This window comes from Corynebacterium sp. CNJ-954 (genome assembly GCF_001942345.1).
GTDB lineage: Bacteria > Actinomycetota > Actinomycetes > Mycobacteriales > Mycobacteriaceae > Corynebacterium.
Map to the genome: position 1 here is coordinate 71363 of NZ_MKKI01000033.1, position 22803 is coordinate 94165.

Annotated in this window: 16 protein-coding genes and 5 pseudogenes; 11 read left to right on the top strand and 10 right to left on the bottom strand. The window is 66.8% G+C overall.

Translation table 11 applies throughout. The features are described from left to right. Positions 1-12: 12 nt before the first annotated feature. Positions 13-1628, top strand: a pseudogene (locus tag BJF89_RS10280) (acyl-CoA carboxylase subunit beta). A gap of 81 nt (positions 1629-1709) precedes the next feature. Here the strand turns inward: BJF89_RS10280 and BJF89_RS10285 are convergent. The 3 genes from BJF89_RS10285 to BJF89_RS10295 form a co-directional block, all read right to left on the bottom strand. Then, positions 1710-3206 (bottom strand): DUF6114 domain-containing protein, encoded by a 1497-nt coding sequence (locus BJF89_RS10285; RefSeq protein WP_139311982.1) that lies wholly within the window; start codon positions 3204-3206, stop codon positions 1710-1712. Next, complete coding sequence (locus BJF89_RS10290) at positions 3206-3775, bottom strand: DUF6230 family protein (protein ID WP_075814589.1); 570 nt, start codon at positions 3773-3775, stop codon at positions 3206-3208. Before BJF89_RS10290 ends, BJF89_RS10285 begins: the two co-directional genes overlap by 1 nt. 129 nt (positions 3776-3904) lie before the next feature. After that, entirely contained in the window at positions 3905-5119 is a 1215-nt protein-coding gene (locus BJF89_RS10295) for an MFS transporter (RefSeq protein WP_075814947.1), read from the bottom strand. 87 nt (positions 5120-5206) lie between these two features. Here BJF89_RS10295 and BJF89_RS10300 point away from each other — a divergent pair, with 87 nt between their 5' ends. Continuing rightward, positions 5207-6118 (top strand): LysR family transcriptional regulator, encoded by a 912-nt coding sequence (locus tag BJF89_RS10300; RefSeq protein WP_075814591.1) that lies wholly within the window; start codon positions 5207-5209, stop codon positions 6116-6118. Here BJF89_RS10300 and BJF89_RS10305 read toward each other — a convergent pair. Continuing rightward, positions 6093-6515 (bottom strand): DUF3054 domain-containing protein, encoded by a 423-nt coding sequence (locus BJF89_RS10305; protein WP_075814949.1) that lies wholly within the window; start codon positions 6513-6515, stop codon positions 6093-6095. The genes BJF89_RS10300 and BJF89_RS10305 overlap by 26 nt on opposite strands. A 144-nt stretch (positions 6516-6659) precedes the next feature. Here BJF89_RS10305 and BJF89_RS10310 point away from each other — a divergent pair, with 144 nt between their 5' ends. Then, a complete protein-coding gene (locus BJF89_RS10310; RefSeq protein ID WP_075814593.1) occupies positions 6660-7934 on the top strand; it encodes a glycosyltransferase 87 family protein in 1275 nt (424 codons plus the stop codon). On the opposite strand, the gene BJF89_RS10315 is transcribed toward BJF89_RS10310, so the two are convergent. From BJF89_RS10315 to trmB, 5 genes and pseudogenes are all read right to left on the bottom strand, one after another. Further along, on the bottom strand, positions 7870-8766 hold the full coding sequence (locus tag BJF89_RS10315; protein WP_075814595.1) for an arginase family protein: 897 nt from the start codon (positions 8764-8766) through the stop codon (positions 7870-7872). The genes BJF89_RS10310 and BJF89_RS10315 overlap by 65 nt on opposite strands. A 350-nt stretch (positions 8767-9116) precedes the next feature. Beyond that, a pseudogene (locus BJF89_RS10320) lies at positions 9117-10076 on the bottom strand (YbhN family protein); the annotation flags it as partial. 8 nt (positions 10077-10084) lie between these two features. Then, entirely contained in the window at positions 10085-12499 is a 2415-nt protein-coding gene (locus BJF89_RS10325) for an MMPL family transporter (RefSeq protein ID WP_075814597.1), read from the bottom strand. 15 nt (positions 12500-12514) lie between these two features. After that, positions 12515-13207 (bottom strand): NYN domain-containing protein, encoded by a 693-nt coding sequence (locus BJF89_RS10330; protein WP_139311983.1) that lies wholly within the window; start codon positions 13205-13207, stop codon positions 12515-12517. Then, positions 13204-13989, bottom strand: coding sequence for a tRNA (guanosine(46)-N7)-methyltransferase TrmB (gene trmB, locus BJF89_RS10335; protein WP_139311984.1), 786 nt, complete (start codon positions 13987-13989; stop codon positions 13204-13206). The genes BJF89_RS10330 and trmB overlap by 4 nt, the downstream gene beginning before the upstream one ends. Positions 13990-14037: 48 nt before the next feature. Between trmB and BJF89_RS10340 the strand changes: the two genes are divergently transcribed. From BJF89_RS10340 to budA, 7 genes and pseudogenes are all read left to right on the top strand, one after another. Next, the gene (locus BJF89_RS10340; RefSeq protein WP_255372593.1) at positions 14038-14982 is read left to right on the top strand and encodes a hypothetical protein; all 945 of its coding nucleotides are present in this window, start codon (positions 14038-14040) and stop codon (positions 14980-14982) included. Beyond that, entirely contained in the window at positions 14979-15503 is a 525-nt protein-coding gene (locus BJF89_RS19000) for a DUF6802 family protein (protein ID WP_075814601.1), read from the top strand. Before BJF89_RS10340 ends, BJF89_RS19000 begins: the two co-directional genes overlap by 4 nt. Positions 15504-15572: 69 nt before the next feature. Next, a complete protein-coding gene (locus BJF89_RS10350) occupies positions 15573-17405 on the top strand; it encodes a phosphoenolpyruvate carboxykinase (GTP) (protein ID WP_075814603.1) in 1833 nt (610 codons plus the stop codon). Positions 17406-17436: 31 nt separating this feature from the next. Further along, a pseudogene (locus BJF89_RS19560) lies at positions 17437-17718 on the top strand (glycerate kinase); the annotation flags it as partial. 14 nt (positions 17719-17732) lie between these two features. Continuing rightward, positions 17733-18271: pseudogene (locus tag BJF89_RS19565) on the top strand (glycerate kinase); the annotation flags it as partial. A gap of 128 nt (positions 18272-18399) precedes the next feature. Continuing rightward, positions 18400-18579: pseudogene (locus BJF89_RS19570) on the top strand (glycerate kinase); the annotation flags it as partial. Positions 18580-18600: 21 nt separating this feature from the next. Further along, positions 18601-19332 (top strand): acetolactate decarboxylase, encoded by a 732-nt coding sequence (gene budA / locus BJF89_RS10370; RefSeq protein WP_075814955.1) that lies wholly within the window; start codon positions 18601-18603, stop codon positions 19330-19332. Between the two features lie 3 nt (positions 19333-19335). Here the strand turns inward: budA and BJF89_RS10375 are convergent, their stop codons facing one another. Next, positions 19336-20937: an alpha/beta hydrolase gene (locus BJF89_RS10375; protein ID WP_075814608.1), complete on the bottom strand. Its 1602-nt coding sequence runs from the start codon at positions 20935-20937 to the stop codon at positions 19336-19338. Positions 20938-21237: 300 nt separating this feature from the next. Here BJF89_RS10375 and BJF89_RS10380 point away from each other — a divergent pair, with 300 nt between their 5' ends. Beyond that, on the top strand, positions 21238-22686 hold the full coding sequence (locus BJF89_RS10380; protein WP_075814610.1) for a YeeE/YedE thiosulfate transporter family protein: 1449 nt from the start codon (positions 21238-21240) through the stop codon (positions 22684-22686). Positions 22687-22803 lie beyond the last annotated feature (117 nt).

Below are 22803 nucleotides of genomic sequence, written 5' to 3' on the forward strand. Positions count from 1 at the left end.
AGCGTGGAACCCATGACAGGAACACCGGAACACCCCTGGTTCGGCGACGAGACCGTCGCCGCGGAACGCACCGCACCGGGCACAGGAAGGTCCACCGCCGAAAAGCTGGAGGACCTGCACTCCCGGTTGGAGGAGGCCCAGGACCCCGGTAGTGAACGCGCACGGCAGAAGCGCGATGAGGCGGGCGGAACGACACCGCGTCAGCGTATCGACGCGTTGTTGGACGCGGGGTCGTTCACCGAGATCGGTGCGCTCGGGCGTACCCCGGGAGAGCCGGAGGCACCCTACGGCGACGGCGTCGTCACCGGGTACGGCAGGGTCGACGGTCGCCCCGTCGCCGTCTACGCCCATGACAAGACCGTGTACGGTGGCTCGGTCGGCGAGACCTTCGGCAAGAAGGTCTGCGAGGTCATGGACATGGCCACCCGCATCGGCTGCCCGGTCATCGGCATCAACGATTCCGGCGGCGCCAGGATCCAGGACGCGGTGATGTCCCTGGCGATGTACTCCGAGTTGTCCCGGCGCCAGCTCCCGTTGTCGGGACAGTCGCCCCAGATCTCGATCCTGCTCGGGAACTGCGCCGGCGGTGCCGTGTACGCCCCGGCGACCACCGACTTCCTGGTGGCGGTGGAGGACCAGACGACGATGTTCGTCACCGGCCCCCAGATCATCGAGTCCGTCACCGGTGAGAAGATCAGCATGCAGGACCTCGGCGGTGCCCGCGTCCAGGCGGCCAACGGGAACATCAGCTACGTCGGCAGTGACGAGGACGACGCCTTCAGCTACGTCCGCGAACTCCTCGCACACCTGCCGAGCAGTGCCTTCGAGGCGACCCCCTACACTCCCGCGCCGCCGGACACCCTCAACGAGCGTGACGCCGAACTCGTCGATCTGATTCCGGACGACCCGAACTCCGGTTACGACATGATGGACGTGCTCACCCGGATCTTCGATGACGAGGACGTGCTGGAGGTCCAGCCGGACTACGGTCAGAACGTGATCACGGCCTTCGCCCGTATCGACGGACGTTCCGTCGGTGTGGTCGCCAACCAGCCGATGTCGCTGGCGGGCTGCCTCGACGCCGAGGCAGCGGACAAGGCTCCCGGTTCATCCGGATCTGCGACGCCTACAACATCCCGCTGGTGTTCGTGGTGGACACCCCCGGCTACCTGCCGGGCGCGGAGCAGGAGAAGCTCGGCCTGATCCACCGCGGCGCGCGGCTGGGCTTCGCCATGGTGGAGGCCACGGTGCCGAAGATGACCGTGGTGGTGCGCAAGGCGTTCGGCGGAGGTTACGCGGTGATGGGGTCGAAGAACCTCGGCGCCGACGTGAACCTGGCCTGGCCGACCGCCCAGATCGCGGTGATGGGTGCCGAGGGCGCGGCCGTGATGATCCAGGGCCGTCAGCTCGCCGCGATGCCGGAGGAGCAGCGTCCCGCGGCGAAGAAGATGTTCATGGACTTCTACAACGCCAACATGACCAGCCCGTACGTCGCTGCGGAGCGCGGTTACGTCGACGAGATCATCGATCCGTCGCAGACGAGGCTGCGGCTGCGTCAGTCGTTGCGGCTGCTGCGGGACAAGCAGGTGCTGGAGCCGGAGAAGAAGCACACCATCATGCCGATGTGACCCGTGCGCCCGGATCACGGGAGACAGCACATGCCCCCGGACTCACGGAGTCCGGGGGCATGTGCGTCAGGCGGGCCGGTTCTAGCTGTCGACCCAGTCCTTGATCTGTGCATTGGGGAACGCCATGGAGTCTGAGCTCACATGGTAGGTCTCCATGCGGGCGTCGAGGACCCGGGTCTTCCCGGAGAGGAGGTCAGGTAGCCCCAGTCCGATCTTCGACAGCTCCTTGGCGATGTCGTCCGGTGCCCAGTCGGCGTTGATGGTGATCGGCAGGGCCGTGTTCACGCCCAGCAACTCCAGCGTCATGGTCACTTCCTGGACGAAGATGTGGAAGTTTCCCGTCAGGGTACTGGTGTTGTTCAGGGTGTCCATCATTTTGTCGGGCACGCCCAGATTATTCGGCCCGAACTGTACCCGGAGGTTCTCCAGGACGGTCTTGTCGGCGTCAATGCGAAGGGCCTTCTTCGGGCCCTGCATGGTGTCGATGGTGACGTAGGAGAGCTTCATCCCCGGCGTCATCGCCGCCGCATCCGCCTTGATCGTGAACGTGTTGCCGTTCGGCGGGATCATTCCTGGCACCGGCTCGGGAGGGGCCACGTTGAGTCCCGGGATCTCCACCCCGAGGGAATCGAGCGTGTTGTCCAGGTCGTCCTGCAGCTGATTGCCGTCGGGAAGACGGAACTGCGGGAGGTTCAGGTCCGGGGTCTCTGGCAGGTTCGGGAGGTCAGGCAGGTTGGGCAGGCGGGGGCTGGTGTTGTCACCGTTGCCGCCGTCGGTGTCCCCGGCGCCGTCATCGCCGTTGTTGCCGTTGCCCTGGCCAGGGATCTGGAGGTCCGGAAGCTGGATATCGGGCAGGCCGGGAATCTGTGCGCGGGCGTCGGGGGTCTGGATACCGACACCGACCGTCACTGCAGCGAGGACGGCGACGACCGACTTGGCGGTTCCGGCACCCGTCGCCGACTTCTTGCCGGCTTTCTCCGCTTTCCGGGCTTTCTTGGCTTCCTTCTTCGCGGACTTCTCCGCTTTCGCGTCCTGCCGGGACTGGGGGTCCCAGGCCAGGGCGAGGGCGCCGCCGATCAGACCGAGGATCAGGCCGATGCCGAAACCACCGAAATTGGACTGCCAGAGCGCCAGGATCGACAGGATGATGGCGGCGACCCCGGCGAGGATCCGTCCTTCACCGCGGAACCAGCACATCAGACCACAGGTGATCAGCAGAATGCCGATGACCGCCGTGGAGACCCCGCCCATGGTGGAGATCTGGATCTGGATGTTGGACACGGAGAATGACAGGTAGGCCGGCGCCATGATGACGATGCCGGCCAGCATCATCAGCAGTCCGGCGCCGAAGGGACGCCCCTTGCGCCAGCGGCTGAAGCGACGGTTCTGCTTCTCGAGCTTCTCTGAACGGGAATCCGCCGTACCCGAGGTCGCGGACGTGTCGGTACCGTCCGCAGACGTGTCAGCGTCGGTGACACTCTCGTCGACGGCGTCGATGGACCGGGTGGTCTCGTTGACGTTCTCCTCGGATCCGTCGGCCCCGTTCACGCCCGAAGGCGTGGTGGAGTCGTCAGGCATCAGCACTCAGCCTCGTCGACGGAGACAACTCCCACCTTTGCTCCGGCAGCAGTCAGTTTGTCCGCAGCGATGGAGCTGGCCTTGATGACCTGGTCCCAACCGTTGAGGGCTTCGGCGTGCAGGCCCCACGAGCCGGCGGGGGCCTCATCGTCGAGCTGGCTGGCGTCCACGCCGATCTGGGCACCTTCGAGGGTCATGCCGCCGACGAGGCCGGGCGCGCCGAGCACGAGGTGCTCGGCGGTGGTGTTGTCACCGGGCACCAGCATCTGGAAGCGCTTCTCGCCCAGGCCGGGGAGCTTCAACGGTGCGGTCATGCACATGTCGGAGATGCTGGCGTCCTCGAAGATCAGCCGGGCGACACCGGTGTCGCCGTCGTGCTGGCTGTCAGTGCCGCCGAAGATCGACACGTCGGTCGCGTCGAGGTTGCTGACCTCCTGGTTGAAGATGGTGTTGGACAAGGCCAGGTTGGCGGACAGACCGCCCTGGGCCATGGCCACACCGACACCGGCCGTGGCCAGGAGCCCGACTGCCATGACCCCGGCGAACCGCTTTCCCTTGATATGTCCCATGTTCGTTCCTCCGTTGGTGAGGGACGCGGACCGCGGACCCTCGGTTAGTAAATATGAAGCCGACTGCCGATCATCGTATCGCTGTCGTACTTGTTTCTGTGAAGAATTCGTAAATTGTAGTGCGCTGTGTCACGGTCGTCCAGTCGTCCTGGTGCTGAACAGGCATAATACCAGGGCGGATATCTGTAGTGCGGCGAGTGCCAGGACCAGTGTCGCCCACCCGATCTGGAAGAAGTACCCGGAGAGCCAGCCGATCACCGAGGAGCCGAGGTAGTAGCTCATGACGTAGGTGGAGGACGCTTCTGCACGGTCCCGGTCGGCGATCTGACCCACCAGTGTCGACGCGGTCGAGTGGACGGCGAAGAAGCTGGCGGTGAACACGAGAACACCGACTACCGTGACCACCACGTTCGGCACGAGGGCCAGGAGAAGCCCTGCGGTCGCGAGGGTGACACCGGTGACCAGGACCCGCGCCGCCCCGTACCTGGTGACGAGTGCTCCGGCGCGTGCGGAGGACCACGTGCCGGACAGGTAGAGGATGAACACCGCCCCGGCCACGGCCTCAGGGAGACCAAACTGGCCGGTCAGACGGAAGCCGAGGTAGTTGTACAGCGAGACGAAGACGCCCATCATCAGGAACGGGAGGATGAACAGGGCGACGAGCCGCCGGTCGTGCCAGTGCCGTCGGAAGGCGTCGAGTTCATGGCGCAGGGTGATCTTCTTCGCCACGAAGTTCCTCTGTGGCGGGAGCGCCCACGCACACACCACGCCGAGGAGGAAGGCGACGGCACCACCGGCGAGGACGGCACCACGCCAGTCGGTGAACTCCAGCACGCTGGACGGGACGAGCCGTCCCAGCAGACCACCGAGAGTCGTCCCGGCGATGTAGAGACCCATGACACGTCCCAGGTGGTCCGGGCGGATCTCCTCGGAGAGGAAGCTCATCATCACCGCCGGCACTCCGGCGACGGCGAGGCCCTGGAGTGCGCGCAGTCCGACCAGCGTGCCGATGCCGGGTGCTGCGGCGAGGAGCAGGCTGAGCGCGGTGGCCACGAGGACGGACACCTGCAGGACCCGGCGCCGTCCGACCCTCTCGGACAGGATGCTGACGGGGATGACCGCCACGGCGAGCATGCCGGTGGTGGCGGACACGGTGAGCGCAGCGGTGGTGGGGGAGACGCCCAGCCCGTCGTGGATCGCCGGGAGGACGGACTGGGTGAGGTACATGGCGTTGAAGCTCGCCAGGCCTGCGGTGGCGGCGGCGATCATGATCCGGCGGTAACCGGGGTCGCCGGGGGAGAGTCCTGCAGTGGGTTCGGGGTCCGTCACGTCCATGTTTTCCATGGTGCTCACTCAGGGCTGACGATCATAATGCATTAACATGTCCTTTGTGTCCCGCTCAACGCATAGGTGGAGGAGAGGATTGAGGCCATGGCCGCGCCGGTGGATCTCGACTGGTTCCTGGATCTCGTGGAGACAGGGAACATGGTGGACACGGCGTTGGCGACGGGGGTGAGCCAGTCGACGCTGTCACGGAGGCTTGCCGCGCTTGAACGCGGCGTGGGTGCCGAGCTCTTCGACCGCCACGGCCGTCACCTCGTCCTCAACCGGCGGGGAGAGACACTTGCGGCGTCGGCCCGGGCCGCAACCGCGACCTGGCGTGCTGGCGTGGAGGAGGTGCGGCGTCTGGTGGACCCGGAGCGTGGCACCGTCCGTCTCGGCTTCATGCACTCGCTGGGGACGTGGTTGGTGCCTGATCTGCTCCGTGAGTTCCGTACCCACCGGCCTGCCGTGGATTTCGACCTGGTGCAGGGGGCCGCGCTCGACCTGGTGGACCAGGTGACGGCGGGCGCCGTCGACCTGGCGATCGTCGGCCCGTGCCCGACCAGCCAGGTCGCCGCCGGTCAGGTCGGCTGGGAGGAACTGGCGGAGCAGCGACTCGGCCTTGCCGTGCCGTCCGGTCACCGGTGGGCGGGACGGGCGACGATCGACCTCGCCGATGCGGCCGAGGAGCCGTTCGTGGCCATGCTGGAGGGCTACGGGACGAGGCTCCTGCTCGACACATTGGCCGCCGACAGCGGCTTCCGTCCCCGCCTGGTCTTCGAGTCGATGGAGTTGACCACGGTGGCGGGCCTGGTCACCGCTGGTCTCGGCGTCGCGCTTCTTCCGTTGGGTGACCCGAACCTGCAGATGGAGGGCATGTCCGTCATCCCCCTCGCCACGGACCGGGTGCGCGAACTCGGCATCGTCTGGGCGACGCCCACCGCGCAGCCGGCGGCGGAACTGGTGTCGCCGGTCGCCGGATTCCTCGAGTTCGTCAGGACGTGGGCTGTCGCCGGGTGACGAAGGAGGCGACGGCGCGCCAGCCGATCAGCAGGATCCCCAGGAAGATCAGTGACGTCAGGACAAAACCCCACGCCACCGAGACGTGCACGATACTGCGCACCACGATGCCGATGAACCAGGTGACTATCAGGATCCCCAGCCCCGTCCCCGGCGCCGGACGGACGACGCCGGTCATCAGAAGGGCCCAGGCGACCGCCAACCCGAGGAGGAAGGGCCACGCGGTCCCCAGCCACCCCAGGATGCTAAAGCCGTCCGTGCTGTGGAAGAGTCTACCCAGCAGTGCGAAAAGCAGGACGGCGATGGCATCGATGGCCAGTGCCATCGTCGTTGCGGTACCGGCGGTGGCGGAGAGCGGACCGGTGTGCCCGGACGTCGCATCGGGGGAGTTCGTCATGGCGTCCATTCTAGGTCGTCGTCGAGACATGGCGCTGCCGCTCCGTCATCCGTTCTCCGAGACACCGCACATGAGGGTAGAGTCAGCTCCCTCTTAGGTCCCGTACATCCCCACGGCCACCCGGGCGACCATAGCGTTGCCGACATGACCATCACTGACGACGTGCGCCGGCACCGGTTGTCCCTGCTTCCGGTCCTGTTCGCGGCTTTCGCCACCTTTTCCCTGCTTCTGGCTGTCCGTACGACACAGGAACCACACCGCGTCTGGGCTGCCTGTGGTCTGGTCACCTACTCGGCGGCGGCAGTCGTGACAGGCGTCAGCGCCGGGACCCGTGCCGGAAGACGCGTGGAGCCCACGGTGTTGTGGTCTGTCGTCCTGGGTGCTCTGGTGGCGCCCACCGGGATCCTGACGGCCAACGGACGTGGGCAACTGGAGGTCCGGGTGGTTGCCGAGTCCGCGCGACGGCTGATGGATGAAGGGACGCCGTACACCGCGGCTCCGGCAGACGTCGGCGACTACAACCCGTATTCACCGATGATGGCGCTCTTCGGCATGCCACGGGCATGGTGGGGCGACGGTATGGTCACTGACCCCCGGCTGTGGTGTGCAGTCGCACTGCTCGTGTGCATGGTGTGTGCGCGTGTCCTGCTGGGGACACCGCGTACGCCAGGACACCGTCTTCTGCTGGTGGCGGTCGGGTCGCCGCTGGTGGCGCTGACGGTGGCAGGCAGTGGCGTTGATCTGCCGGTGACTGGTGCGGTGATTCTCGCGTTGGCGGCGGCTGTCAGCGGCAGACCCGTTGTGGCAGGGGTGGCCGTCGGTGTCGCTGTCGCGATGAAATGGACGGCGCTTCCGGTCGCCGCCGTTGTGGTCATCGTGTTGTGGCGTCGACATTCGCGACATTCGCGACATTCGCGACGGACGGCAGGCACCTCTGCGGTCGTGGCAGGTGGCGTGGCAGCCGTAGCCGCCGTGTGTGGGACAGGCGGTGATCTCGGTGGGTTCGTGCACCACACGATCGGATTCCCGCTCGGACACGGAGCGGTGCCGACCCTGCGGGGAGTCCCGTGGTGGGTGGGCTGCTGCACGGTGTACCGGTGTTGTCCTGGATTCCTACGGGGTTCTCGCAGGTGTGGCGGTCGGGTTGTTGAGGGTACTGACCGCCCGACCACCGGACGTCACCACGGTGGCGTCGTGTACGGCGGCGGGATACGCCGCCCTGTTCCTGCTTGCGCCGTCCGCCCGGGAGGGTTACTTCATCCTGCCGCTTCTGATCGTCGCTGCTGCGTACGCATATCGTGGTCCGGGACAGAGCCGCGTCCCCGGACGACGGGTGGGGGCTCCGGTGGCGGACTCAGCGTCCGATCAGGGGCAGCGGATCGAGCATCTCCACGGCCGCCAGCAGGCTGCGTGGGATGAACTCGGCAGCCGTGAGCCCGACGACGTCAACGACCGACGACACGTCGGCGACGATCCGTTGCACCTGCGCCCGGGACAGTCCGCCCGCTACCGCACCGAGACCGAGCACGATGTCGTCACTGTCCACCACATCGACGTCGAGATGGACCGCCACCTTCGAGCATCCTGTCGCACGCAACCACTCCAGCAGAGGCGCGGATGATTCGCGCAGGTCATCAGGAGCGAAGGACTCCAGGCCCCACTCACCGACGTGCGCGTAGGCGTCTTCTGTCCAGTCGTGCAGACCCGCCAACGCGATACGCGACGGGTCCACGGTGGACGGGAGCAGCGCGCCGATCTCGGGATCACCGTGGCCGGTCAGGTGGCTCACCGCCATCGCATGGTAGCCGTCGTAGTCGGTGTCGGGGGTGTCGACATCGGGGTGGGCGTCGATCCACACGACGGCGAGATCATCGCCGTACTTCTCCGCGAGCGAGGAAAATGGGGCGACGCTGACCGAACACTCGCCACCCAGCGTGAGGATACGGTCGGGGCGGTGCCGACCGATGAGCTCGAGGGCGGACGACAGTGACCGGGTGACAGCCTGACACGATTCAATACCGTCGGTCGTTCCTTCATCGTCGACGGCAGGTGCCGGAACAACCTCGGTCGGGCCGGTGTGGTCGGGGAGGAAGGCGTCGAGAGCCCTGGCACCGACGGCGTAGCCTTTCCTCGCCGTGGCGTAGTCGAGTTCGGGGAGGAGCTGTGCGACATTCTCCCGCGTGGCTCCGTGGAACTGGGGCCAGACGAGCCTGAGAGTGGTGGCGGTGGTAGCAGCATTCTGTTCAGCCATGCACCAATTCTCACATCCGGCGACGGGTCAGTCGGTCTCCGGCTCCGGGTCGTCGACATGCCGGGGCCGTGTTTTACGGTCCCTTCGGTCATTACCGTCCTGACGGTCTGGGTAACGGGGAAGGCGGTCAAGGGCATCGTCGTCTGGAGCTTTGCCGTGCCGGTGCCCCTTGCCGCGGAGCCACCGGTGATCTGCCGGACGGTCAGCCCCCTGCCGGAACGTTGCCGGGACGTGGCGGACGTCTCGGCATCCTCGGCATTGTCCTCCTCTTCCGGACGGACGAACGTCCAGAGGAACACCAGCCAACCGACCAGGGTCAGCAGGGCGAAACTGATCATGCGGAAGACGATCACCGCGGCCACAGCCTGGCCGGACCCCAGTCCTGCGGTGCCCACCAGCATGGTCGTCAGCGTGATGTCGACCGGGCCGAGACCACCCGGGGTGATCTGCGCCTGGCCGATCAACTTCGCGGTGATGAAGGCGAGGACGGCTCCGGCGACGCTGGGTTCTGCACCGATGGCGAGGATGCAGAGGAAGAGACAGATGATCTCGAGCACCCAGTTGAGCAGCGAGACCGAGACGGCGTACCCGAGCCACTTCGGTGACAGGTCGACGGCCCGGAGCTGGTCGGAGAAGCTGCGGATCTGGTCATGGAACCGGTCGAGCGGCTTCTTCCGCTTCCGGTTGAACCAGGTCATGGCCGACAGCAGGCCGGCCTGGACCCTGTCAGGGTGACGGGCGACCCAGTTCGCCGCCAGGGTCAGGGCGATGAGGGCGATGAGGGAGGCCGTCAGGGAGAAGACGTGCACATTCGCCTGCAGGAAGAACACCGCACCGAATCCGAGGATCGCCATGCTCGCCCCGGACAGCGCCCCGGAGATCACCAGGTACCAACTGGCGATCACGCCGGTGGCGCCCCACTTCATCTGCTCGCGGAAGATCATCGCAGCAGAGATCGCAGGACCACCGGGGAACGTGGACGACCAGGCGTTGGCAGACAGGCCCAGGGCATTGGCGCTGGTGCGTTTCACCGGGACCCCGGCGGGACGTAACAGGGCCACCATCACCTCGGCCTGCGCCAGCATGGACAGGCTCATCGCCGCGACGGCCGCGAGGATGTACCAGTTGTTGGCCTGCAGCATCGCCGCCCACCCTTCTTCGAGGAAGTGGTAGTGGTCGCGGGCCAGGAAGATGATGGCACCCAGCAGCATGAGCGTGAGCAACGCCCGCACGCGCGGATCCTTCAGCCAGTGGAGGATCATGCGCCACCGGCGTCGGAGGGGGCTGGTCGTGTGCTCTTCTGCTGCCATGGTGTCCGTCAGCGCTCCCGGTTCCCGGGACGCTGCTCCTCCTGCAGGCGACGCATGAGCTCGCTGAAGGGGATCGCGTCGTCCGAGGTCGAGTGTGCACCGTAGGAGTCGGCGTCGTCGGCGTTGTCGGCGCTGTCGTCGACGGCGTGGGCCTCGGGGATGGGCGAGCGTGAGATCACCGCACCGCCGGAACGGGGGACGTCCGCCGGTGATTCGGAGGCGACACCGACGGTGACCGGCTCAACCGGAGCAGTGGCCGTGGGCGGGCCGCTGTCGTGGCTGAAGCCCTCGAGGCGTTCGTTGTGCCCGATCCGCTTCGACAATGCGGTGACCCACTTCGGAGCCCACCAGCAGTCCTCGCGCAACAGGTACATCACGGCCGGGACAAGCAGCATGCGGATCACCGTGGCGTCGATGACCAGCGCGGCGATCATGCCGAAGGCGATGTACTTCATCATCACGATGTCGGAGAACGCGAACGCCCCGGCGACGACGATCATGATCAACGCCGCCGCGGTGATGATGCCGCCGGTCGTGGCGGTGCCGAATCTGATGGCCTGCGGTGTCGAAGCGCCGTGCGCCCGGGCCTCGACCATCCTGGACACCAGGAACACCTCGTAGTCCGTCGACAGTCCGTAGATGATCGCCACGATGAGGACCAGCACCGGACTCATCAGCGGGCCCGGTGAGAAGTTGAACAGATCCGCACCCACGCCGTCGACGAACAGCGCGGTCAGGATGCCGAGGGTGGCACCGGTGCCGAGGATGTTCATGATCACCGCCTTGGCGGGCAGGATCACCGAACCGAACACCAGGGACAGCAGGATGAACGTGGCGGCGATGATGTACACCAGCATCCACGGCAGTTTGTCGAAGAGAGCCTCGATCGACTCGACCTCCATCGCCGGGGTCCCGGCGACGAGAACCTTGCCGTCGGCGCTGAGACCGTCGCCGATGTCGCGGAGTTCGTTGACGATCCGGTCGTTGTCGTCCCGGTCGGTGATACCGGCCGACAGGACTGTCACGCCGTCCTGCGTCGGACGGGTGACCTGGAAGTTGCCGGTCAGACCCTCCACGGCGTTGGCTTTCTGGAAGACCTCGCCCACCGTGGAGTTGTCACCTTCGATGATCAGCTTCACCGGGTCGGTACGGAACTCCGGGAAGTTCTCGTCGAAGTGGGACTGGGCGACGCGGGTGGTGTTGTCCGGCGGCAGGTAGGTCTCGTTGATGCCGCCGAACTTCACCCCGCTGAGCGGGATGGTCAGCAGGATCAGCAGGGCGACGATCCCCACGGTCATCAGCTTCGCGTGCTTCATCGCGAAGGCCGGGATCTTGCCCCACCAGGACTGCACGGTCGCCTCACGGGTCCGTCCGCGGTGGATGATCGTCCATTTGTCGATCCGGTGCCCCAGCATCGAGAAGATGCTCGGCAGTACCGCCACACTGATCAGGGCGGCCAGCCCGACCGCGGAGATCGCACCGTAGGCCACCGACTTCAGGAAGGCCTGCGGGAACATCAGCAGGCTCGACAGTGCCACCGCCACCATCAGTGCGGAGAACACCACCGTCTTGCCTGCCGAGGCGGTGGTGTTGCGCACCGCGGTCCGGGTGTCGTTGCCCTCGGCGAGTTCCTCACGGAACCGGGAGACCATGAACAGGCCGTAGTCGATCGCCAACCCGAGGCCCAGCAGTGTCACCACCGACTGCGAGAACGTGTTGACCTGGGTGATGCCGGCCAGGATCGACAGGATCCCCATCGACCCGAGGATCGACAGGACCCCGACGATCAACGGCATACAGGCCGCGACGACGCTACCGAAGATGACCAGCAGGAGCAGCGCGACGACCGGGAGGCCGATCAGTTCGGCGCGCTGGATGTCGTCGCCCATACCCGAATCCAGCGCACCGGCGACGGCGGTGGCACCACCGATCTCGACCGTCGCGCCGTCGACGCTGATGTTGTTCAGGTCGTCCTCGATGTCCCGGAAGTTCTTGAGGACCTCGTCCTCGGTGCCGTGCAGGCTGATCGCGGCGAAGGCGGAGGAACCGTCCTCGGCGAGCATCTGCTGCGGACCGTTGTCGAAGTAGCTCGTCATCCCGGCGACGGCGTCCTGGTGTCCGACAGCGATCGCGTTGAGCTGGCTGGTGACGTTCTCCTGCAGCGCCGGGTCGGTCAGGTCGGTGTCAGCGTCGTTACCGGTGACCAGGACGATCACATCGCCGGAGGCGTCGCGGCCGAAGGTCTCCTGCTCGATCTGCGCGGCGCGGGTGGACTCACTGCCCGGATCGTCCCAGCCCTCCTGGCTCATCCGGTCGTCCAGCTGGGTGCCGATGCCCAGGTAGAGCACACCGATCAGCACGATGATGACGGCGGGGATGATCCGACGGAAGCGGAAGGCGATGTCTCCCCATCTCGTGAACACTTAAGAAGGCTCCTTTCAGCGAACCAGCGCGGAGAGAGGCCGGTACGGCTGGAGCCATGCACCGTCGTCCGGCAGGGAGTCGAGGTTGACGCGCGGCAGGGGCGCGCGGAAGACCCCGGGAATGTCCTCCAGGTCGAGGAAGTCCAGGGTCTCATGTTCGACGGCCCAGTGCGCGTGCTCGTGGAAGCCGAGGACGGTCACCGGGATCTCTTCGGCGAGCTCTTCGAGGAGTTCGCGGAAGTTCTGCCCGTCGGCGCTGGCGACCACCAGGCCGTCGAGCACACCTTCGTCGCGTCGGCGCCGGATGTGGTCGAGCATGTCCGGGTCGACGTCGGAGTCCTCGGTCAGTTTCGGCTTCGCGAAGACGGCGAAGCCGACGTTGCGCAGTGCGTCGACCCAGCCACGGATCTGTTCGGCCGACCCCGGAGCGACGTTGGTGAACACCGTCGCCTCCGGTGCCGGTGTCGTGCCGGCGTGCGCGGTGTCACCGGCCGCACCTGCGACGTCGATCAGCCAGCGACCGACCGCGTCGAAGCGGGGACGGTGCACGGCGTCCGGGCGTCCCCCCAGCAGGGAGCCCAGACCCATGTCGATGTTCGGAGCATCCCAGACCAGCAGGTACACCGGATTCTGCTCCGGCTGTCCGCTGTAGGACAGGGATTCTTTGCTCGCTGTGTTCGCTGTGTTCGCAGTGTTCGAGCCGCTCATCGTCGTCTCCAAAGGTACTCGCGGATGGTGTGGTCCTTGTCCAGTCCCTTGCCCTCGAACTTCGTGATGATCTGGCGGTCAGTCAGGACCGGGACGGTACGGCTGCGTTCCGCCTCGTCCTCCGGCCATCCGAGGTACTCCAGATCGGGTTCTGCCTCGACAAGCTCGTCGATCCACCCGGCGTAGTCGGCATGGTCGGTGGCGACGTGCAGGATCCCGCCGGGACGCAGGCGCGAGGCAATGAGGTGCAGCGTACCCGTCTGGATGATCCGACGCTTGTGATGGCGGGCCTTCGGCCACGGGTCGGGGAAGTAGATACGCACCCCGGCCAGGCTGCCCGGGGCGAAGAGCCGCTGCAGAACCTCGACACCGTCCCCCTTGACCATGCGGACGTTCCCGATCCCGCCACGCACCACGGCCCCGAGGAGTTTCGCCAGCCCGGGTCGGTAGATCTCCACGGCGACCACGTTGGTGTCCTCCTCCAGCGGTGCCATGGCCGCGGTGGAGGTGCCGGTGCCGGACCCGACCTCGACGATGGTGTCGTGGCCGGTGCGCCCGAACCAGTCGTCGATGTCGACCGGGTCGGTGAGGTCGTCGGTGAGTTCGATGCCCAGCGACGGCCAGTTGTCCTCCCAGAGGGTCTCCTGGTTGTCGGTGAGGGTGCCGCGTCGGAAACTGAAGCTACCCAGTCGCGGATAGTCGCGTCCGTCGTTAAACTCGGTCTGCAGGGGGCGGCCGCGGCCACCCGAACGCGGTGCTGGGGGATTATCGGGAATAGACATCCCCCACATTGTGGCAGAACACAGCGGTACAGGGAACTAGGGGGAAGTGTGACGGTCATTTCTGTGATCGGCCCGGACGCGCGGGCCGTCGAGCAGGTTACGGCAGGTGTCAGGACGGCTGTGGGGCATCCGGGGCACCCGGGACGACGGTTCATCGCCGGTGCCGGGCCCGGGGAGGCTGACGGCGTCGTCGCCGTGGTCACCTCGCCGGTGGTCACGGCCGACGACATGGAGGTCGTCCGTGCGGTACGGGACGCGATGGGTGTGGTGGTCGTGTACACGGGGGACGGGACGGATCTCGCCGACGAGGCCGGTGTGGTGCACTGCGCCTGGGGCGGTGACGGACACGCCGGCCCGTCGTCGTTGGCGGGATTGGTCGACGTCATCGACGGGATGTGGGTGGACCTGGACCGGTGGGAGGCGGATGCCCGACGTGCCGACGCCGACCGGCTCGACCGGGTACGTATCGCCGTGCGCCTCGCGGCCGACCGCATCGCCACCGACCTGTTGGACGAGGACCGGGCAGGTGTCACCGGCACTGTCGGCGCTGATGGTGCTGGTGGGGCCGACGAGATGGACAGGGTGTTCCGCGCCCGGCTGAGCGTCGCCGTCCTGCAGCAGGGCGTGGAGATGCCGCATCTCGCGCCGGTCGGCGTCGGGGATGCGGAGGAGGCGCCGGCTGTGCCGAGGTCGCCCCGGGAAACGGTGTCCCGGGCGGTGACCGGCGTCGCCGCGGTCGGTGCCGGTCTCGCCGCGTCCGCGGCTGCACTACGCGTGACCGACTCTGTGGCGATCGGGGTGACGGTCGGGCTGGTGGTCATGATGGCGACGGCGACGGTGCGGTGGTGGACGGGACGTGTGGCGCGCCGGGAACAGGACAGGGCGCGGCTGACGGCCACCCTCCGCCGACGCTGGGCGGCGACGGTGACCGACGTCATCGCACGTATCGACGTGCCGACGGTGGCGGGACACCTGCCCGGAGGTGCGTCATGACCGGGTGGGACGATATCGGGTTGCCCGGGGCCGCCGGGGTGGACCCGGTGACGGTCGGCGCAGACGGACCGGGTACGACCGGCTCGGGGCTGCTCCTGGACCTCGGGGACGAGACGTTCGGGCTGCCGGGGTCCTGTGTCCTGCCGGGGGAGGAGTCGGTCACCCTGGCTGACGAGACCGGGATGACCATCTGTGCTGACACGGACGGGGACGGGCGCGTCGACACCCTGTCGGTGGTGACGTTCGACGGTGGGTGGTCCTCGTGGCGTCGCCAGGACTGTATGGACGGCTCGGCAGCGGCGACGGAGATGGACGCAGATGTGTCTTCTGTCACAGCGGAGGGTCCGGGTACCGGGGAGTGTATGCTCGACGGAGAGTCGGACGAACAGGGTGAATGCGCCGGTGAACTGGGGCGACAAGGTGACGGCACGCACCACGTCCCCCCGTCTACCCCCGGAAACGGACGTGGATCGTGGGACGCGCGCGGGTGGGAATGTGTGGACAGGGGGAACTGGGGTTAGTCTTGTGAGACGCAGAAGACCTCATCAACTCTCAGAACAGTTCTGAAACACATCTCGTCAGGAGTTTTCATGACCATCCCCGGGCTCGTCGGCCAGCCACCCACCCAGCACGAGGAGCTCCTCGCCTGGATTACCGAGGCAGTCGAACTTTTTCAGCCGGAGAACGTGGTCTTCGTCGACGGGTCCCGGGAAGAGTGGGACCGTCTGACCGGTGAGCTCGTCGAGGCAGGCACACTGACCAAGCTCAACGAGGAGAAGCGTCCGAACAGCTTCCTCGCCCGCTCGAACCCGGCGGACGTCGCCCGTGTCGAGTCCCGTACCTTCATCTGCTCCGAGAAGCAGGAAGGCGCCGGCCCCACGAACAACTGGGCACCGCCGGCGGCGATGAAGGAGGAGATGACCGAGCACTTCGCCGGTTCGATGCGCGGGCGCACCATGTACGTCGTGCCGTTCTGCATGGGCCCGATCAGCGACCCGGAGCCCAAGCTGGGCGTGCAGCTCACCGACTCCGCCTACGTCGTGCTCTCCATGGGTGTCATGACCCGTATGGGCCAGGAGGCCCTCGACAAGCTCGGTACCGACGGCGCCTTCGTCCGGTGCCTGCACTCCGTCGGTGCACCCCTGGCTCCCGGTGAGCAGGACGTGCCCTGGCCCTGCAACGACACCAAGTACATCACCCAGTTCCCGGACACCAAGGAGATCTGGTCCTTCGGTTCCGGTTACGGCGGAAACGCCATCCTCGCCAAGAAGTGCTACGCCCTGCGCATCGCCTCGGTCATGGCCAAGGAAGAGGGCTGGCTCGCCGAGCACATGCTGATCCTCAAGCTGACCAGCCCGGAAGGCAAGGACTACCACATCCTCGGTGCGTTCCCGTCCGCCTGCGGCAAGACCAACCTGGCGATGATCACCCCGACCATCCCGGGCTGGAAGGCGCAGGTCGTCGGCGACGACATCGCCTGGCTGAAGTTCGGCGAGGACGGACATCTCTACGCCGTGAACCCGGAGAACGGTTTCTTCGGCGTCGCGCCGGGTACCAGCTACGGCTCCAACCCGATCGCCATGGAGACCATGGAGGCCGGGAATACCCTGTTCACCAACGTCGCGCTCACCGACGACGGCGACGTCTGGTGGGAGGGCATCGGCGGAGACGCCCCCGAGCACCTCATCGACTGGAAGGGCAACGACTGGACGCCCGACTCCGACGAGAAGGCCGCACACCCGAACTCCCGCTACTGCGTGCCGCTGGCCCAGTGCCCGGTCGCTGCACCGGAGTTCGACGACTGGAAGGGCGTCAAGGTCGACGCCATCCTGTTCGGTGGTCGCCGCGCAGACACCGTGCCGCTGGTCTCCCAGACCTACGACTGGGAGCACGCCACCATGGTCGGTGCGCTGATGGCCTCGGGCCAGACCGCAGCCCAGGAGGGTGCCGTCGGCACCCTGCGCCACGACCCGATGGCGATGCTGCCCTTCATCGGCTACAACGCCGGCGAGTACCTGCAGCACTGGATCGACATGGGCAAGCGCGGCGGCGACAAGATGCCGGACGTCTTCCTGGTCAACTGGTTCCGTCGTGGCGATGACGGCCGTTTCCTGTGGCCCGGTTTCGGCGAGAACAGCCGTGTGCTCAAGTGGATCGTGGAGCGCATCGAGGGCAAGGTCGGTGCCGACGAGACCGTGGTCGGGCACACCGCGCGCTACGAGGACCTTGACCTGGACGGTGTCACCGAGCCGGAGGAGGACATCCGTACCGCGCTGACCGCACCGCCGGAGCAGTGGGCCAGCGACATCGAGGACAACGACGAGTACCTCACCTTCCTGGGCCCCAAGGTCCCCGAGGAGGTCTGGGAGCAGTTCCGCGCCCTGAAGCAGCGTGTCTCGGACGCCAAGGCCGCCAACGCGTAGAGCAGCCTGAGGCCCACTGCGGGGGACGCCGATGCCGACCGTCTTGATCTGTTGCGACAAGTTCAAGGGGTCGGCATCGTCGCGTGCGGTGGCGGCTGCCCTCGGACGGGGGCTGGAGTCCTCGGGCTGCCGCGTGGTCGCTCTGCCGTTGGCCGACGGTGGTGACGGTACGCTCGAGGTCTTCGACGACCTGGGCTACCACCGCAGGTCTGTCGCGGTCCGTGGTGCTGACGGGGAGCGGATGCCGGCGGAGTACGCCCTGGAGGATGCTTCTGTCGACGGCGGACGGACGGCGGTGATCGAGATCGCCCGCGCTGCGGACTGGACATGGTCTCGGCCGGCGGCGAGGCGCCTGGGCGCGGGTCCGCCCGTCAGGCGGGGTCCTGGGGTGTCGGGGACCTCATTACCGCCGCGCTCGACGAGGGCGTCGGACGGATCATCCTCGGACTCGGCGGGAGCGCCACCACGGACGCGGGGTTCGGCATGGCCGGAGCACTGGGTGCGGTCTTTGTGGATTCCGCCGGGGCACCTGTCACCCGGGTCGGGATCTCGCTGACGTCGCCGCCGTCGATCTGGACGGGCTGGATCCCCGGCTAAGGGAGGTGGAGGTCGTTATCGCTTCCGACGTCCGCAACCCACTGTGCGGCCCGGACGGTGCGGCGGCAGTCTACGGCCCGCAGAAAGGTCTGGCACCGGAGGACGTTGACGAGGTGGACAGCGCCGTCCGTGATTTTGCTGCGGTGGTCGAGGACGTGCTCGGTACATCCGGGACGGCCGAGCTTCCTGGCGCGGGTGCGGCCGGTGGTCTCGGATTCATGGCGCTGGGGTTACTTGGCGCGCAGATGCGCTCCGGTGTCGGTCTTGTTCTGGAGGAGACCGGCTTTGCCGGTGCGCTCGGCACCGCTGACCTGGTCGTCACCGGCGAGGGGCGGCTGGACGCACAGACGCTCAGCGGGAAAGCCCGGCCGGGGTCGCCGAGCGTGCCCGGGAAGCTGGTGTTCCCGTCGTCGCTGTTTGTGGACAGAACCAGCTCGACGCCGTCTCGGCCAGCGACCTCTTCGCCGCCGTATACAGCCTCACGGACCACGAGCCGGACGTGGATAAGTGCCTCCGCGATCCGCTGCCGATCCTGGAGCGTATCGGGTCCGAGATCGGTGCCGGGCTCAACCGGTGAATCGCGGTTATGCTGGGCGGCATGACTGACCGTCCTGTCACCCGCCACACGATCTTCCAGAACTCCCTGATGACCGCTCTGCTGGACGGCATCTACGACGGTGAGATGACTGTCGGCGAACTGCTCGGCAAGGGGAACTTCGGGCTGGGAACCTTCGACGCCCTCGATGGCGAGATGGTGATCATCGACGGCACCTGCTACCAGCTGCGGCATGACGGCAGCGCGGTGCGTGCCGACCTGGAGGCGAGGAGCCCGTACGCGGTGGCGACGAACTTCGTGCCGCGGATCCGTCGCCGCGCCCCGCAGGACATCCGGCGTTCCGAACTGTCCGACTTCATCGACGACATGACGCCCTCAGCGAACTACATGTATGCCGTGCGCATCACCGGGCGGTTCAGCGACGTGACCACCCGCACCGTCGTCCGGCAGTCGAAGCCGTACCCGCCGATGACCGAAGCGGTGGGGGATGACGCCGAACAGCACTTCACCGACGTGTCCGGGGTGATCGCGGGGTTCCGCACACCGATCTTCGAGAAGGGGATCTCGGTGCCCGGGTGCCATGTCCACTTCATCGACGACGGTCGGACCGTGGGCGGGCACGTCCTGGACTTCACTCTCGCCGAGGGCAAGATCGAACTGTGCCCGGGCACGGACCTCGACCTCCGCCTGCCGCTGACGTCGACGTTCTCTTCGGCGAACCTCGACCCCGAAGACCTGGACGACCAGTTGCACGCCACCGAGGTCAAGGACTGAGGATCAGCCCACCGGTCGCGACGGAGCGGCGGTGACGGCGGTGGTTCCGGTGCGGAGGTAATCCACCACGGCATCGTCCACAACCGTGTTGCCCACGCCGACCTGGGCGTGACCCGGCCCGTCCACGGTGATGACGTGGCTGTTCATCGCCTCCGCCATCGGGCGGTGGGTGCGGTAGAGGGTCTGCGGATCACCAGTTCCCTGGATCTGCAGTGGGCGGACGTCCAGGGCATCACCGTTGATGTCTACGTCCGGGGCGTTCGGTTCGATGCCTGCGCAGTTGATTCCTGCTGCGGCAGTGTCACCGGGGAGGGAGAACACGTCCTGTTCGATGAAGTTGTTCCACAGTGCACCGGGAACTCTCAGGGGGTCAGCAGCGACGCGGTTCTCGTTGCAGATCACCATGGACTGCATTGCCTGAGTCGCCTTCATCTGGTTTAGCGCTTCTGGATCAGCGTCGGCCTGGGCTTCGATCTGCTCCTCAGGGGAGGGGAGCTGTGTGGTGCCGTTGATGATCGCAGCCAATTCTCCCCAGAACTGTGGTTGTGGCAGTACCTGGTGCGTAGCCACCAGGGTCGTTGATGCAGCTTGGCTTGCACCGGGGGCGCTGACCATGCGGAAGAGGTTCTCCAGCTGTGCCTGCGGCTGGCCCGTTGCGGTGAGAATGTCCGCCGCGGGTTGGCCTGCCCACTGCAGACCCTCAGGCAGATCGCCGATCTGCGCGGGCGGTGGGACGACCGTCGGATTCGTGCCGGATTCCTCGACGATCACCCGTGACCACGCCTGGTACACCTCCAGCGGCGTCTCACCGAGTCCGTAGATGTCGTTGTTGTCCGCGGTCCATTCAAGGAAGTCGTGGAGCGCACCGGTGTAGCCGTCGGTCTGGTCATCGAGCGTGCCTGCCCATGTTCTGTTCTGGTCCGACCCGGAATCGAGGACGAGTTTGTCGGTGTGCTCCGGGAACAAGGTCGCGTAGGTGGAACCGAGGTGGGTCCCGTAGCTCACCCCCATGACGGAGACGGTGTCCTCGCCGAGGGCAGCACGGACATCGTCGAGATCGTGTGCGATTTCTGAGGTATTGACCGAATCGGTGTAGCCGGGCGTGCCGATCTCACACGCAGCCTGAAAATGGCCTGCCGGTTCCGTGAGGTTCGCGCGCAACGGGTCCCAGCCTGTCGGCTCGTGGTCGCAGTCCAGAGGTGTGGAGCCGACAAGGCCACGGGGTTGGACGGCGACCATGTCCCACTCGTTCTTCATGTCCTGCGGCCACTGGAGCAGGTGGTCCTGAGTGCCAATGTGCGTGTACGCATCATCGCCGGGGCCACCGGGGACGGCGAACAGCGTCCCCCGGTGTGCGTCAGGATCAGCGGCAGGGATGCGGACGAAGCCGACGGAGATCTGTTCGCCGTCCGGTTCGGCGTGGTACATCGGGACGTCGATGCGTCCGCACTCCGCGGTGTCCACAGTGACCTGGATGGGGCATGCCTCCCAGGTGATGTTGCTGGAGGAGGCGGGCTGTGGGATGCCGCCTTCCACAGCGGTCCCGGCCGTTGCTGCAGGTAGTCCACCGGCAGCGACGACGATAGCGGCCAGGATGGCGGGCATAGATGTGCGAGCTCGCAATGGTACTGATTCTCCTGAAACGTCGTGGGAGGATTCTGAATCAAATGTATATGAAGACTCAGATGTGATGAGGTTCGGGGCCCGGGACGGGGCTGGCTAGTGCGAGCGTGCCGGATTCCGGCTTCCCTTGGCGGCGCACCGCGGATCTCGGCACGCTCCCACTGATCTGGCAGAGCAGGGGGACGTCACGTGGGACCCCTTGTCCGGTGCCGCTACTCCGTGTAGCGTCCACAGACGCAAACAGACCGATCTGTCCATCAGCAGATCTCACGGGAGGATCTCATGCTCATCACCGGACTGGCCGTCGGCGCCGTCCTCGGCTTCGTCATGCAACGTGGCCGGTTCTGCGTCACCGGCTTCCTGCGCGACATCTTCACCCAGCGGACCTGGCGCGGTGTGACTGCGCTGCTGGTCGTCATCGCCGTCCACGCCGTCGGCCTCACCGCGCTGATGAGTACCGGGGTCATCGACCCGGTCGTCAGCGATTTCGCGCCCGCAGCCGTGGTCATCGGTGGCTTCGTCTTCGGTCTCGGCATCGTCCTGGCCGGCGGGTGCGCGTCCGGAACGTGGTACCGCTCCGGCGAGGGCCTGGTCGGTTCATGGATCGCCCTGGCGATGTACGCGCTGTCCTCGGCGGCGATGAACTACGGCCCGCTGTCCGGTTTGAACGAGTGGCTCGGCGGCTACACCGTCGAGGCCACGACCGTCCCGGAGACCCTCGGTGTGACGCCGTGGGTATTCGTGGTGCTCATCGTCGCAGTCACCGCACTGATGGTGCGGCGTTACGTCGCCCGCGACCGTGCCGTGCCGAAGCCGGCCACCCTCGCCCCGAAGAAGACGGGTATCGCGCACCTGCTCACCGAGAAGCCGTGGCACTTCTACGTGACCGCCGCGATTATCGGTGTCATCGGCGTGATCGCATGGCCGCTGTCCGCGGCAACCGGCCGTAACTCCGGACTCGGCATCACGACCCCGTCGGCAGACCTGGCATCCTGGCTGACCACCGCGAACCCGGCGAACTGGAACTGGGGCGTGCTGCTGGTGCTCGGCATCCTCGTGGGTTCCTACATCGCGGCCAAGGCGTCGGGGGAGTTCCGTGTGCGGGTACCGGACGGTCGGCAGGCGGTCCGGTCGGTTGTCGGTGGAGTGATGATGGGCGTCGGCGCCGTCTGGGCCGGCGGCTGCACCGTGGGTAACGGCATGGTCCAGACCTCCTTGTTCAGTTACCAGGGTTGGGTGGCGATCGTGGCGATCGCCCTCGGCGTCGGCGCAGCGGCCAAGATCTGGCTGAAGCCGGATCAGCCCTACAATCCGCAGGACGACGGCCCGTCCGCGGTGGCCGACGACGATCCTGCGCCCGCCGTGACCATCGTGCCCGAGACCGCAGCAACCACCGGGACGTCCGGCAACGCCGTGCTCACCGCACCGGCGCTGACGGCGTCCGCGCTGGGGATCGTCGGGTCCACGGCCCGTGATAAGGGAAATCTCACTGATCTGGGCAACGGTCGGTGGAAGATGGACACCCTGGGTGCGGTGTGCCCTTTCCCGCTGATCGAGGCGAAGGACGCGATCAAGCGCATCGACGTCGGCGAGGAGCTGGTCATTGAATTCGACTGCACGCAGGCGACGGACGCGCTGCCGCGCTGGGCGGCGACGGACGGTCACGAGGTGACACAGTTCGAGACCGCCGGGGACGCAGGTTGGGTGATCGCGGTGAAGCGCGGCGCATAGTTGTCCCGGCGGGCCGAGCGTGGCCCCTGGTTACCCCCGGTGAACGAGGTTTCGCTAGCCTGTCACCATCGACGTTTCTACACATTCCTCGCCACCGGCCTGGCGGTACATCCCCGG

Excerpts from the sequence above, each read along its gene's own strand:
- BJF89_RS10285 (WP_139311982.1), bottom strand. The coding sequence starts at position 3,206 with ATGCCTGACGACTCCACCACGCCTTCGGGCGTGAACGGGGCCGACGGA.
- BJF89_RS10290 (WP_075814589.1), bottom strand. The coding sequence starts at position 3,775 with ATGGGACATATCAAGGGAAAGCGGTTCGCCGGGGTCATGGCAGTCGGG.
- BJF89_RS10295 (WP_075814947.1), bottom strand. The coding sequence starts at position 5,119 with ATGGAAAACATGGACGTGACGGACCCCGAACCCACTGCAGGACTCTCC.
- BJF89_RS10300 (WP_075814591.1), top strand. The coding sequence starts at position 5,207 with ATGGCCGCGCCGGTGGATCTCGACTGGTTCCTGGATCTCGTGGAGACA.
- BJF89_RS10305 (WP_075814949.1), bottom strand. The coding sequence starts at position 6,515 with ATGACGAACTCCCCCGATGCGACGTCCGGGCACACCGGTCCGCTCTCC.
- BJF89_RS10310 (WP_075814593.1), top strand. The coding sequence starts at position 6,660 with ATGACCATCACTGACGACGTGCGCCGGCACCGGTTGTCCCTGCTTCCG.
- BJF89_RS10315 (WP_075814595.1), bottom strand. The coding sequence starts at position 8,766 with ATGGCTGAACAGAATGCTGCTACCACCGCCACCACTCTCAGGCTCGTC.
- BJF89_RS10330 (WP_139311983.1), bottom strand. The coding sequence starts at position 13,207 with ATGAGCGGCTCGAACACTGCGAACACAGCGAACACAGCGAGCAAAGAA.
- trmB (WP_139311984.1), bottom strand. The coding sequence starts at position 13,989 with ATGTCTATTCCCGATAATCCCCCAGCACCGCGTTCGGGTGGCCGCGGC.
- BJF89_RS19000 (WP_075814601.1), top strand. The coding sequence starts at position 14,979 with ATGACCGGGTGGGACGATATCGGGTTGCCCGGGGCCGCCGGGGTGGAC.
- BJF89_RS10350 (WP_075814603.1), top strand. The coding sequence starts at position 15,573 with ATGACCATCCCCGGGCTCGTCGGCCAGCCACCCACCCAGCACGAGGAG.
- budA (WP_075814955.1), top strand. The coding sequence starts at position 18,601 with ATGACTGACCGTCCTGTCACCCGCCACACGATCTTCCAGAACTCCCTG.
- BJF89_RS10375 (WP_075814608.1), bottom strand. The coding sequence starts at position 20,937 with ATGCCCGCCATCCTGGCCGCTATCGTCGTCGCTGCCGGTGGACTACCT.
- BJF89_RS10380 (WP_075814610.1), top strand. The coding sequence starts at position 21,238 with ATGCTCATCACCGGACTGGCCGTCGGCGCCGTCCTCGGCTTCGTCATG.